Annotated in this window: 10 protein-coding genes; 8 read left to right on the top strand and 2 right to left on the bottom strand. The window is 52.1% G+C overall.

Annotated elements, in window-relative coordinates; translation table 11 throughout:
- The first annotated feature begins 150 nt into the window (after nucleotides 1-150).
- From L6H70_RS10235 to L6H70_RS10210, 6 genes are all read left to right on the top strand, one after another.
- Nucleotides 151-1,752 (top strand): response regulator, encoded by a 1,602-nt coding sequence (locus L6H70_RS10235; RefSeq protein WP_236332480.1) that lies wholly within the window; start codon nucleotides 151-153, stop codon nucleotides 1,750-1,752.
- 39 nt (nucleotides 1,753-1,791) lie between these two features.
- Nucleotides 1,792-3,564 (top strand): cache domain-containing sensor histidine kinase, encoded by a 1,773-nt coding sequence (locus L6H70_RS10230; RefSeq protein WP_236332477.1) that lies wholly within the window; start codon nucleotides 1,792-1,794, stop codon nucleotides 3,562-3,564.
- Between the two features lie 141 nt (nucleotides 3,565-3,705).
- Nucleotides 3,706-5,058, top strand: a complete 1,353-nt coding sequence (locus tag L6H70_RS10225; protein ID WP_236332475.1) for an ABC transporter substrate-binding protein — start codon at nucleotides 3,706-3,708, stop codon at nucleotides 5,056-5,058.
- An 87-nt stretch (nucleotides 5,059-5,145) separates the two neighbouring features.
- Nucleotides 5,146-6,078: a carbohydrate ABC transporter permease gene (locus L6H70_RS10220; protein WP_236332473.1), complete on the top strand. Its 933-nt coding sequence runs from the start codon at nucleotides 5,146-5,148 to the stop codon at nucleotides 6,076-6,078.
- Nucleotides 6,078-6,914, top strand: coding sequence for a carbohydrate ABC transporter permease (locus tag L6H70_RS10215; protein WP_236332471.1), 837 nt, complete (start codon nucleotides 6,078-6,080; stop codon nucleotides 6,912-6,914). Before L6H70_RS10220 ends, L6H70_RS10215 begins: the two co-directional genes overlap by 1 nt.
- A gap of 151 nt (nucleotides 6,915-7,065) precedes the next feature.
- Entirely contained in the window at nucleotides 7,066-7,380 is a 315-nt protein-coding gene (locus L6H70_RS10210; RefSeq protein ID WP_236332468.1) for a hypothetical protein, read from the top strand.
- Nucleotides 7,381-7,446: 66 nt separating this feature from the next.
- Here L6H70_RS10210 and L6H70_RS10205 read toward each other — a convergent pair whose 3' ends face one another.
- Together L6H70_RS10205 and L6H70_RS10200 are read right to left on the bottom strand one after the other, a co-directional pair.
- On the bottom strand, nucleotides 7,447-9,849 hold the full coding sequence (locus tag L6H70_RS10205; RefSeq protein WP_236332465.1) for an MMPL family transporter: 2,403 nt from the start codon (nucleotides 9,847-9,849) through the stop codon (nucleotides 7,447-7,449).
- A 28-nt stretch (nucleotides 9,850-9,877) separates the two neighbouring features.
- Entirely contained in the window at nucleotides 9,878-10,495 is a 618-nt protein-coding gene (locus tag L6H70_RS10200; RefSeq protein ID WP_236332463.1) for a TetR/AcrR family transcriptional regulator, read from the bottom strand.
- A gap of 388 nt (nucleotides 10,496-10,883) precedes the next feature.
- Between L6H70_RS10200 and L6H70_RS10195 the strand changes: the two genes are divergently transcribed.
- Both L6H70_RS10195 and L6H70_RS10190 read left to right on the top strand, forming a co-directional pair.
- The gene (locus L6H70_RS10195) at nucleotides 10,884-12,986 is read left to right on the top strand and encodes a glycosyl hydrolase 115 family protein (RefSeq protein ID WP_236332461.1); all 2,103 of its coding nucleotides are present in this window, start codon (nucleotides 10,884-10,886) and stop codon (nucleotides 12,984-12,986) included.
- 119 nt (nucleotides 12,987-13,105) lie between these two features.
- Entirely contained in the window at nucleotides 13,106-13,402 is a 297-nt protein-coding gene (locus L6H70_RS10190; RefSeq protein ID WP_236332459.1) for a hypothetical protein, read from the top strand.

Genomic DNA, 13,402 nt, shown 5'->3' with positions numbered 1-13,402 from the left:
GTGCCCCGGCATAGCGGATAAAATGCTGAAAAAACTGCACAAAACGCTTAAATTATCGTATCCGGCTCGGGAAACAATCATGCTAAAGTGGAAGCAGCCGCTTTTTGATACAATGAAGGCGAAAAGCCGTTTCATAAAGGAGGACGAACCATGCGACCCATCCGGGTATTACTGGCCGATGATGAGCCGATCATCATCCGCGGGCTGAAGAAGCTCATTGCCTGGGAAGCATTAGGGCTGAGTATTGTAGGCGAGGCTAGAGACGGCAAGGAGCTGAAGCAGCTGATTAACAATGCTGATCCCGACTTAATTATCAGCGACATCAGCATGCCGGGATTTACAGGCATTGATATTATCCGGGATATTCATGAATCCGGCCGTCCGATTAAGGTGGTATTTATCAGCGCCTACCAGGAGTTCGATTATGCCCGGCAGGCGATTCAATATGGCGCACTGGATTATCTGGTGAAGCCGGTGAACACCGGCCAGCTGGAGCAGGTCTTGTCCAGGGCGGTTGCGGCGATTCGTGAGGAGTCGGAAGGTGAACGCAACAAACTGATGCTGAACCATTATGAGCAGAAGAACCGCAGTGTAACGATTGAAGAGCTGCTGGAGCAGCTGGCCGACGGCAACCGCAGCAGGGCTGCAGAATTTATCCGCATGGCAGGAAGGGCGGACAGGGATTTTGTTACGGTCTGTGTAGTAGAAACGGATGAATATGACGGGCAGTCCTCCCGCTGGAAGGAACGCGAGCGGAAGCTGGTGACTTTTGCCCTATCGAATATTATTAAGGAAACAGTCGAAGCCCATGGTAACGGCTACGTGTTCCGCAAGGGCGAGCGGTTCGGTATTCTGCTGCAGCATGATGCTCCCGGAGAGCCGCTTCCGCTGATGCAGGATCTGCACGGCAAGATTAATGCTTTTTTAAAGCTGAAGGTTTCGGTCGGCATTGGCCGGTCTGTACATGACATTGAACATATTGACGAATCGTATACGACTGCGCTGAAAGCGTTGACAAGACGTTATTTCGCGGGACTGAACCAGGTCTATGCTTACTCCGGGGAGGTTGAGGTGCCGGGGGAGTATGCGCAGGAAGAACTGAAGAAGCTGCAGGAGCAGCTGATCGAAACCTTGCAATCCCTGGAGTATGACAAGCTTACGCCATTATTGCACAGACTGCTGGAGACGTTGAAGCAGCAGGCGGAAGGCAGCCGGGGAAAAGCCGTGTCGAGCACCTACAACGTCATTCTGCAATTGGAGCAGGAGTTCGCCGGTTACGGGATTGAAGCACGCATTCAGGATGGATTACCGCAGCCGCTGCTGGAGATGCTGCATGAAGCGCCGACCTTTGAACAGCTGGGCTTTGAACTGGAGCAGGCAGTCAGCCGGATCGCGGAATTGCTGGCAGGTAAAATCAAGGGCAGAGATAACGTCCAGCTCTCCCGGGTAAAAGCTCATGTGGAGCAGCATTATGCGGATAACATCACGCTGGAGTCGGTATCTGCGATGGTGTATATGAACCCGTATTATTTCAGCAGCTTTTTTAAGAAGCATACCGGGCAGAATTTCAAAAATTATGTCACCGAGGTGCGGATGCGCCACGCGCTCCGGCTGCTGCTGGAGAGTGATCTCATGGTCTACGAAATCGCCGACCGGGTGGGTTACAACAATGCGCGCCATTTCAGCGATATGTTCAAACGTAAATTCGGCAAGCTTCCCCAGGAATATAAACAGAGCTATAGAAATTCATAGCGCAATTATTGGGCAGCTACAGAAATGGGGAGGTTTGTCATGTTTGGTCAAAGACGTACATCTGGAAGCCTGTTTATGAAGTTCTCCATATCGTTCATTCTGGTGGGGCTGATTCCGCTGTTCGCACTCAGTTTTTTTTCGGTGCGCACCTTCTCAGGATATATTGAGCGGTACACCACAAGTAACCTGCAGCAGATGGTACTCTACATGAGCTACAACCTGAACGCTACCTTTAACCAGTACAACGATATCTCCAAAATTATGTATACCGGCAAGTATGAAGGCTTCGAGAGCTCCAGCCAGAACCAGACGATTAATGTCAATGAGCTGGAGCAGATTAATTCAATTCCTATCAACTCGTATCTGAAAACGCTGCTACAGAGCGATCCCTTTATTACAAGCGCTTATTTTGTGCGCAGCTCGGACCAGAAAGTGTATGAGCAGGAGAAGGAAAATAAATCGATTCTGCTGGAGGCGCTGCCTTACAGGGACTGGATTCATTCGATGGCTCCGCAGCCGTCCAAGGTAGCCATATTTCCAAGCCATGCAGACAATTACTATTTCGGCTCCGGCCGGAAGGTATATACCATAGGGCGCAACCTGATCGATACGTCGCAGGGGATCAGCCGGACGCCGAAAGTGGTGGGCACACTTTTTTTTGATGTGGATGTCAAGCTGTTCCAGCAGTTCCTGCAGGAGCTTAATCTTGGCGATAAGGACGAGCTCTATCTGCTGGACGGGGAAGGGCATGTATTCTTCAGCAATCTTGCCGGCAGGGAGGAAAAGACCTATGAAGTAGAGGGCCTGGTAAGGAGCAATGATAAAATGATCATTCTCAGCGAAGAGATTCCGTTTCTGGACGGTCATCTGATCGCCAGGATTCACCGTAGCAGCCTGTTCGAGAAGCTGCTGGCCGCCCGTACTACGATATATATCGCCATACTCATCTGCTCGGTAGCGCTGATCTTCATGGGCTTCTGGTTCTCCCGCCGCCTGGCGGCACCGATCCGCAGCGTCATCAAGCAGATGTCCGTGGTGGAGTCGGGAAATCTGGATACTCAGCTGCCGGTGGAGAGTAATGATGAAATGGGGAGACTGGCTTATGGCTTTAACCGCATGGTGGAGCGGTTGCAGGATTATATCAATGAGGCATATGTTGCCCAGATCAAGCAGAAGCAGACGGAGCTGAATGCGCTGAAATCGCAGATCCGCCCTCACTATCTGTATAACACCCTTGAAGTGATCCGCATGAATGCGGTGGATAAGGAAGCGAGTGAAGTGGCCGATATGATTCTTTCTCTGTCCAACCAGCTGAAATATGTGATCGATTACGGTGAAGACCGGGTCAGCATCCGCAGCGAGCTGGAGCACCTGAAGGACTATTTTTATATTATATCGGTGCGCTATGACAACTACTATGAGCTTCACCTGGATATTTCGCCGGAGATTGATCTGGAATGGCCGATTCTGAAGCTGTCGCTGCAGCCGATGGTGGAGAATGCGGTCTCGCACGGGCTGCGGCAAAAGGGTAGGGGAACCGTCGGGGTGACGATCGAACTGCGGGATTTGGAGTACGCGGTTACGGTGTATGATGACGGAAACGGGATGAACCCAAAGCGGCTGAAAGAGGTGCTGGAGCTGCTTGAAGAACCCAGCTCTCCCGGGAAAAGCGTCGGGCTGAAGAACGTCCACGAACGTATCCGGACAGTCTTTGGCGATGGCTACGGGTTATCCGTCAGCAGCCGGGAGCATATCGGGACGTCGGTGACGCTTACGTTTCCTGTTCCAGAATCCGTGGAGCGTTCTTCTTAAATAACCTGCATATGCGGCTTAAGAAACTTCATTCTAATAGCAGGGCTGCGATGTTATCCTAATCACAAGGAAACGCTTTCGGCGATGATGCGCACATCGAATTACAGTTTCCGGCATAACCAAAGGGAGGTTATTTCTAATATGAGACAAAAACAAACGCTGATCCGGTTATCTGCTCTGCTTCTTGCAGCAACTACTGTATTAGCCGCCTGCGGTAACAACAATAACTCCGCCAACAACACTTCGGAAGGCACAGCAGCCCCGGATGCTGCTGCGGCCGGCAACACTCCTGAAGTCAAAAAGGTAAGCTTCACCATCGGCTATGCCTCAGGCGACCCGGCCACCAAGCAGGCCATCGCGGATACCGTCAAAGCCTTCATGGAAGCAAACCCCAATATAACAGTTAAGGACCTTAGCGAAACCTCCTCGTCCGCTTATCTGGACTGGCTGAAGACCAAGGATGCGGTCGGTGAATTCCCGGATCTCGTTGAAATGCGTGACACGCAGGTGTTCGCAGACGCCGGCAAGATCGTTGAGCTTCCATCGGATCTGCTTGAGCTGTTCAAGGACCCGCCTCAGGTAGACGGCAAGGTGTGGAATGCACCGATGCAGGTGAATGTGCCGCAGGGCATTATTTACAGTAAAAAAGCGTATGCCGACGCCGGTATCACCGAGCTTCCCAAAACGTATGACGAGTTCCTGCAGATTCAGGAAAAGCTGAAGACCAGCGGCATTACCCCGCTTGTAGTAGGCGGTAAAGATATTTTCCATATGGGCTTCTGGATCAACAAATTCCTGATCGATGATGTGTATTCCAAAGATCCGGACTGGAATTCCAAGCGTACAGCCAAAACGGTCAGCTTCACTGACCCGAATGTCGTACAGGCGATGACGGATTATAAAGAGCTGTTCACCAAATATGTCGATAAAGGCTGGCTCAGCACAGCGGATAACCAGACCGCATCCTTCCTCGTATCCGGCAAAGCAGCCCAGCTGTATTCCGGCACATGGATGTTCTCACAGATCAAGGAAGCTGATCCAAGCTTCGACTTCGGGTTCTATGCAATCCCGGACCGTGAAGGCAAAGTGAATGTAGTCGGCCTGGCATCACCGGCTGGCTGGTCACTGTCAGCCGAAGCGGCCAAAGATGCGGACAAGACAGCAGCGATTGAACAGTTTATCCGTTTCTTCTTCCAGAAGGACAACTATTCCAAATATCTGGCCAGCATCAACGGTATTCCTTCCACCAAGGAAGAGATAACCTACGAGACCAGTGAGCAGATGCAGGTAGCTCTTGACCTGATCACCGATCCGAATGTAACCAAATCGCTGGCGATCAATAACTGGTGGGGTGACAACCTGATCCCTCCGCAGTTCCGCAACTGGTACTACAAGCTGATGCAGGAACTGGTAGCCAAGGACGGAGACGTTACGGATTACATGAAACAGGCAGACAACGAATATGACAATCAGGTTAAAGCCAATCAGATGTAATAAGCTTTAGGCAGGATTGCCGGGTCCTCTCCTCGCAGAGGATTCCGGAACTCCGGCCTGGACTTAGATACAGGAGGGAGAGCAGCCATGAGTGCAAACCTTGTAAAGGCTGAGCAGACGCTGGCCGTTGCCAATCCAAAGAGAAAGAGAAAATGGCAATCCTATGCGCTGCTGTTTATTTTACCGTCATTTCTAATTTATACGCTGTTCGTTATTGTACCTACAGCGGGAAGCATCTATCTCAGCTTCACATCCTGGGACGGCATCAGTGAAGATATCCGTTACATCGGCTTTGCCAACTTCGTCGAGATTCTGCAAAGCACCCGGGTACACAACGCGCTAAAAAATACGCTCGTTATGACGATAAGTCTGGTTGTTTTGGAGAATGTCGCCGCCATTCTGCTGGCTGTGCTGGTGGACAAGGTGCGCTGGTTCAAAAATCTGTTCAGAAGTGTCTTCTATTTCCCGACACTGCTGAGCGGTGTCGTAATGGGCTTCGTGTGGGCTATGATCCTGAATTATAACTTTGGGGTATTCAACCAAATGCTCGATGCTGTCGGCCTGGGAAGCTGGATGGTCGATTGGCTTGGCAGTCCCAAATATGCAATGCTGGCGATAATTTTGTCCACAGTCTGGAAAGGTGCCGGCTACTACATGATTATCTATCTGGCGGGGCTTCAGGGCATCCCGGCTGAATTAAATGAAGCGGCTTCGATTGACGGTGCCGGAGGCTGGAAGCAGTTCCGCCATATTACCTTCCCGCTGCTGGCCGGCTCAATGACAGTATGTATGGTGCTGTCAATGATCAGCGCGCTGAAGATCTTCGATCAGATTGCGGTGATGACCGACGGCGGACCGGGCTTTGAGACCGAGACGCTGACGTATATCATCTATAAAGTGGGCTTCGGCGAACTGCGGCAGGGCTTCGGTACGGCGCTGGCGATGGTCTTGTTCCTGCTGATTCTGCTCGTCACTCTTATTCAGGTGAAATTCCTCCGCAAACGGGAGGTGCAGATGTAATGACTATTCAGGCCAAAAAACGCTGGGGAGAGGTTATCCTCTTTGCCATTACGCTGATCCTGGCGGTGATCTTTTTCTTTCCGATCTTCTTTAATCTGATGTCAGCTTTCAAGAGCAATGCTGAAATAATGCGCGATGCGCTCGCTTTTCCAAAAGGGCTGTATCTGGAGAGCTTCAAGTATCTGCTGACCGAAACGAACTTCCCGCAGGCGATTGGGAACAGCCTGATTCTGACTGTTGTCTCCATCGCCGCCCAGGTATTGATCATTCCGATGGCTGGTTATGCTATTGAACGGCGGAATGCGAAATGGACCCAGGCCGTCTTTCTGTACTTCCTGGCAGGGATGATGATTCCGTTCCAGGCCTACATGATCCCGTTGTTCAAGGAACTGAAGGTGCTGGGCATGTACGGCAGTCTGGTCGGTCCCATCTGCGTGTATGTCGCAGGCGCTGTCGGCTTTGGCTGTCTGTTGTACACCAGCTTCGTCAAAGGCATTCCGCGGGAGATCGAGGAAGCTGCGGAAATCGACGGCTGCAACCAATACGGGATCTTCTGGAAAATCGTATTCCCGCTGCTGGGGCCCGTCACTGCCAGTATGGTCGTCCTAAACGGTCTTGGAATCTGGAACGATTTCCTGATGCCGATGCTGGTCCTGCCTTCAGGGCATCCCAAGACAATGGTTGTGGAAATTTACCGTTATATCGGCGAATTCTCCTCGCGTTGGGATATGATCTTTGCAGGAACTGCAATGTCAGTGATTCCGGTGTTAATCGTCTTTATCTCCCTGCAAAAGTATTTCGTCAAGGGAATTGCCTCCGGGGCCACCAAAGGCTGATTATGCAATAAAATATTATTAATAATTCTTATAACAACGTAACTAAGCGGCCAGTTATCTCCGGGAATCCGTAGAGGAGCTGGCCGCTGCTCTATATTGAGGGATCATTACTCGACTTGAAAGGTACAGGATAAATGTAAAAATGTGTATAATGAAAAAACAAGCTTGTTGGAGGAAGGCGGTGAAAATGATAAAGTACCTTGTTCTCGGCTTGATCTTTGCGTTCAGTTTTCTTCTGATAACTGCCGGAATCCAGGTTGGATTAGGGATGTTAATGACCAAAGAATATGTACCTGATATAACAAATGCATATGAAAGTGCGGGAACAGAACATGTGCAATCAAGAGTTGATTTTGGTATTCAACCGTCCATGTTCTCTATACAAAATATGATAGTGTGGCTAGTATCCCTTGGAATTTCATCAGGAATTGTCTACGCCGTGTATAAATATGCTTATAACAAATAAAAAAAGCAGAGCCTGCAGACATTGTCCGCAGGCCCTGCTTTTTTTAGAATGGGATGGCATTTTTATTTAATTCTTGTGTCCGCTACCGCCGCTCTCGGCCTGGAGCTTGGCGATAAGCTTGTCGCCCTCGACATCGAGGTTCGGCAGCAGTCGGTCCAGCCATTTCGGCAGCCACCAGGCTTTGTCGCCGAACACGGCCATGACGGCCGGCACGAGCGTCATGCGGATGATGAAGGCATCGATCAGGATCCCGAAGGCCAGCGCGAAGCCGATCTGCTTGATCATCGCATCAGGGGCGAAGATAAAGCCGGCGAACACGGAGACCATGATTATGCCTGCGGCAAGCACAACGCGGCTGGCAAGATCGTAGCCGTGCACCACGCTGTCGTTGCCGTGGCGCCCGTGGACATAAGCCTCACGCATGGAGCTGACCAGGAACACCTGGTAATCCATCGCCAGACCGTACAGAATGCCGGTAACCAGAATCGGCATGAAGCTGAGCAGCGGTCCGCCGGTATCAAAACCGAACAGGGAGTGCAGCCAGCCCCATTGGTAGACAGCAGTGGTCACGCCGAAGGTAGCTAGAATGCTAAGAATAAAACCGACAGTCGCTTTGACCGGTACAATGATCGAACGGAATACGAGCAGCAGAATAATCAGCGACAGAATGACAATGATGCCGATGTACACAGGGAATGCGTCTGAGAGCTTGGAGGACATATCGATATTAATAGCGGTAAATCCGGTCACTCCAAGGGTAATATTATTGTCTGATGCGAGGCTGTACGCGGGATCGCGCAGCTCCTGCACCAGATCTCTTGTTTCTGTATCGGTTGGGCCTGTTTTTGGAATCAGGCTGATAATGGCGATATCACCGGTCGCGTTGACGCCCATCGGGGATACCAGCGTGACATTATCATGCATCTGCAGCTCCTGAACCAGCTTGCCCAGTGTCTGCATGGAGATTTTATCGGACGGGTTGTTCGGCTGGGCGACCAGAAGCAGCGGTCCGTTGAACCCTTCGCCGAAGCCCTTGGAAATGATGTCATAGCTTTGGCGGGCCGGGGTATCCAGGTTGGCCGAGGCACCGGACGGAATGCCAAGCTCCATTTTCGTTACCGGAATTGCAGCTGTGCCAAGCACCAGAACCACCAGAACGATGATGACCCAGCGGAATTTCACTGTAAAGTTGGCCCAGCGGTGAGAGAACCCTTGATGACCTTTATTACTGGAGGCTGTGCTTTTTGAGCGCGCTTTGGCGGAGCAAATCCGCTCACCAACCAGCCCTAGCAGCGCCGGCAGCAGAGTTAATGCCAGCAGGACGGTGATCAGCACGCTGGCAGCAGCAACCAGCGCCATGGTCGACAGGAATGCCATACCAATGACCAGCATGCCGCACAGGGCGATAATAACAGTTAGTCCGGCAAAAAATACGGCGCTTCCGGCTGTACCCACTGCCCGGCTTGCCGCTTCGCGGGCGCTTAATTTCTCATCGAGAATCAAGCGGCGCTGACGGTTTACGATGAACAAAGAGTAATCGATCCCGACAGCCAGACCGATCATGACAGCGAGAATCGGCGTAATGTCATTCATCTGGATCACACTTCCGAGGGCAAAAGCACCCCCGACACTAATACCGACCCCGAGAAGGGCGGTGATCAGCGGCAATCCGGCGGCAACAACCGAGCCAAGCGTAATAAACAGTACGACTGCGGCAACGGCTACACCGATTGCTTCTGTCGATCCGATCGATGGTGTGCTCTTCAGCGAATCACTCGGAATCGCAGTGATGCCGGAGCCTGCCTGTTCGACTTCGGTCACGGCCTTGATGACGTTATCCGGTACTTCAGAAGGCAGTGAAGTCTGCTGAACCGTGAACTGGAACTGGAACAGGGCGATGCTGCCGTCTGCGGACAGCATGACCCCGGGAACCGGAACGCCGTCAGCCAGCAGCGGGCCGTAAGGAGCTGCGGCAGCAGCTTGGGCAGCAGCAGTAGCCTGCCCGGCAGCGTCTGTCTGCCCGGCTGCAGCTGAAGGATCAGTAGCAGCAGCTTGGCCGGCAGCATCTGTCTGCCCGGCTGCAGCCGAAGGATCAGCACCAGCAGCCTGACCTGCAGCAGCGGCGGCTTCGGCGGCAAGTTCAGCTGGATTGATGACATAGTCCATGCTGTAGACATCATTGATAGCCTTCTGGAGCAGTGCTACCCGTTCCGGCGTGTCCAGACGTTCTCCGTCCGGCGCAGTGAAGGCGACACTCGCCTGGCCGCCGGCGGCAGCAGGGAGTTCTTCGGCCAGCATATCCAGCACTTTTTGCGATTCAGTTCCTTCAATCTTCATTTCGGAGCTGGACTGGATGCCATTAACGCCTATCAGGGCGCCTACAACGCCGAGAATGATGATCCAGGCCGCGAGGAAATACCATGGTTTGGAATACGCCGATTTTCCCAATCGGTACAGAAATGTGGACATGTGATGGTTTCTCCTTTTTATCTCTGGTTTAGAAGCCTTTTCGTAAATAACCAAACATTGAATTCAAATAATGATCGAACGATATGGCACTGGAGCGTTCATCCTGTGCTTCTCCCGGCAGCAGTACATTGAGCCGTCCGTCCATAATCGGAATGAACGCCCCATAGACGGCACCGGCAAGCAGGTGGGTATAACCGTCGGTGTAACGCCCGCGGGTGAACTGTTCCAGTACCTCCTGTGCGGCAATCTGTAAGCGGTGGAATACGCTGAGGATATACGGCTCAAGCGTGGTATACTGATTCGCCAGCGACACAAACTGCCGCAGTTTATGCAGAAATTCAGAAGTGAACTGCAGCTTAAGTAGACAGTATAAGGCATCCAGCGGTGTTGCATCCGGAGGCAAGCCTGCCAACAGCATGTTCTGATCCTCTTTCGAAGCACTGCTCATAAAGTACGCCGCTACCGCTTCTTCTTTGCACGAGAAGTAATTGGCAAAGGTCCGCCGGGAAACGCCTGCCTGCTGGACAATATCGTCCACGATGAAGCCGTCCATCCCCTGCACAAGGGCCAATTCAAAGGCAGCCTCGGCCAAAGCATAGGTGGTAGCTTCCTTCTTTTTGTCGCGCAGGGTGAGCTTGGGATTCAAGTTTCATATACCCTCCTTTCCTGGATTTAATATTGACAACATCTTAATGCTATTCTCCATTAAAGCATGACTTTGCCCAAAGTGCAAAATTGCCCAATGTGCAATGAGTTAACGGATTACGGCCGTGAAGACGTTCTTCTGAGTATTGGTGTGAAAGCGGTTATAGTTCTAAGCGGCGGTTGATCACTTCGAGCTTGCGAAGAGGAAAAACATATAGCACAATATCAAGATAAAGGGGCAATACAAATGAGTGAACTGAGATAGCCGGTTCCAACGACGGTTGAAGGATTCTGGGAAACTATGAAAGCGTTTTAAGAGAAGGATCCCGGATAAGCCGGCAGCAAGCCGTTTCGATATTCTATAGTGAAGATGAGAGGATGATGGGCAAGTGAGTGGTAAGGTCAATGAACAATTGAAGCTTCGGGGACGGGTACTTATACAAGTACCGCCAGTACTAACTTCACCGGTGAAGCATGCGCTCAGGATACTCGCGAGGGATCTGGAGGCTGTTCTCGGCTCGGAGCCCGAATGGGTAACAGACGGACCCGAACCCGCGCAGCTGCATATCCGCCTGGCTGAAGAGCAGGACCATTGTGAGGCACGTCCGGAGGGGTTCTGTTTTCGTTTTGAATCCGGTGATGACGGAAGTCGGTTGAACATCATCGGCAGTGACGAGCTGGGCATCGTCTACGGCATACTTGAGTTCAGCCGGCGATACTTGGGTATTCAGCCGTTCTGGTTCTGGATGGACCAGACGATTGAAAGGCAGGAGGAGATCGTTATCCTGTGCGAGGATTATGACGCTCCGCAGCCGAAGGTCCGCTACCGGGGCTGGTTCGTCAATGACGAAGTGTGCCTGATCGGCTGGAAGGAACCTTATCCGCCAACTGGAGAAGTGTGGGAGCCGGTATTTGAAGCGCTGCTGCGCTGCGGCGGAAACATGGTTATCCCCGGTACCGATTTGCCCAGAGACGGCATTCATTACAAGCTGGCGTCGGAGATGGGCCTGTGGGTGACGCATCATCATGCCGAGCCGCTTGGAGCCGAAATGTTCCTGCGTGCCTTCCCGGGCAAACATGCCAGCTATCAAAGTGAGCCGGAGCTGTTCGAAAATCTGTGGCTCGAAGCGATCGAGATGCAAAAGGACATGAACGTACTCTGGGTGTTGTCCTTCCGCGGCCAGGGAGACAAGCCGTTCTGGATCGAGGATCCTTCCTTCGACACCTCTGAGAAGCGCGGGGCTATGATCAGCAAGGTCATCCGCAGACAGTATGAGATGATCAGTGCGGCGGTTCAAAACCCAGTCTGCTGTGTAGCGCTGTATGGCGAAATCTCAGAGCTGTATAAAGGCGGATACATAGATCTGCCGGACAATGTGATTAAGGTATGGGCCGATAACGGCTACGGCCGGATGGTCTCGCGCCGGCATAATAACCTGAACCTGCGGGTTTCTGCCTTGCCGGCTGGCGGTGACGGAGGTAAACATGGCCTGTACTACCATGTGACCTTCCATGATTTGCAGGCATCTAACCATTTGACGATGTTCCCGGGTTCGGCCGCATTCCTGAAGCAGGAGCTGGAAACAGCCTTTGCTGCGGGAACGGATGAATATGTGCTGGTCAATTGCGGGAACATCCGGCCTCATGTCTATCCGCTGGATATTCTGCGGGAGCTGTGGACCGCAGGTGAAATCGATACAGATAAGCATTTGAGTGAATTCGTGAGCAGCTATTACGCATCCGGCCGTGAAGAGCTGGAGGAGCTGTACCGCAGCTATTCCGCCGCAGCGCTTCCTTATGGGCCGAATGCCGATGATCTGGCCGGAGACGAGTATTACCATCATCCGGCGAGGAGAATTATCGGGCACTGGCTGCAGCATAAGGAAGCTGAGCCGGACCCGGGTCTGATCTGGGCGGTAGGGGACCTACCTTTTGCAGAGCAGGTCAAGGGGTTCGAGACGCGGCTTGAAGCAGGCATCGGGAAGTGGCGGGCCTGGCTTGAACGCTGCGATGAAGTCATCAGGAGACTTGAAGGGGAAGACAGCCGCAGAGCCGCCGACCAGCTCCGGTTCCACGGTGCGCTTCATTTGTCCGGCTGCGAAGGCTTTTACTGGCTGTGCCGTTCTTACGGGGAATACAGCCGTCAGCGCTATCCGCAGGCTTTTGTCTATGCCTCAGAATCCATGTGGAGGTACCGGGAGGGGCTTGATGTGCTAAGAGGTTCCGAGTACGGGAAATGGGACGGCTTTTACCGGGCGGATTGGCTGACGAACATCGAGAGCACGGTGCAGAATATGGATACGTTAAGACGGGTACTGCGGATGAACGGCGACAGCCCCGATTTCTTCCTGTGGTACAAAGAATACTTGATGCCGGAGACCGAAAAGTATATTTATCTGGAAAATACGCACCGCAATCCTTTACCGGACGATGAGCTGGCCCGGCGGCTTAAAGCATATTTCTTGGAATCACAGGATATTGATACAAAATAAAACTAAACACGGCCGCTTCCGGTATTTTTACCGGGAACGGCCGTTTATGTTTATAAAGATGCAAAATTGACATTCCGCATCACTATGTATACATTTGTATACATAAGGAGTGATGGATCATGAGGGAACCATTTGACAACGGGGAACGGAACTGTGAGGGCAGACATAAAGGGCCGCATCATCCTGGCGCGAAGACCTTTCGCCGCGGGCGGGCACTTGAATTTCTAAGCGTGCTTGAGGTCAAACGGACGACGCTCAGGCAGCAGGTGGAGGCACCGGAGTATCAGGAGATTAAACCTGTTTTACTCGGAGAGCTAAAGGCGGTTGAAATGATCATTGACGAATATACCCGGCACTTTGAACTCCGCGGGAGAGAAGCTGAGGAGCTTAAGCCGGAGAACACAGAAGGGGATTGA

Source organism: Paenibacillus auburnensis (assembly GCF_927798115.1).
GTDB lineage: Bacteria > Bacillota > Bacilli > Paenibacillales > Paenibacillaceae > Paenibacillus_AQ > Paenibacillus_AQ auburnensis.
Note: the sequence above shows the minus strand (reverse complement) of the source record. Positions and strands in the feature narration are given on the sequence as shown.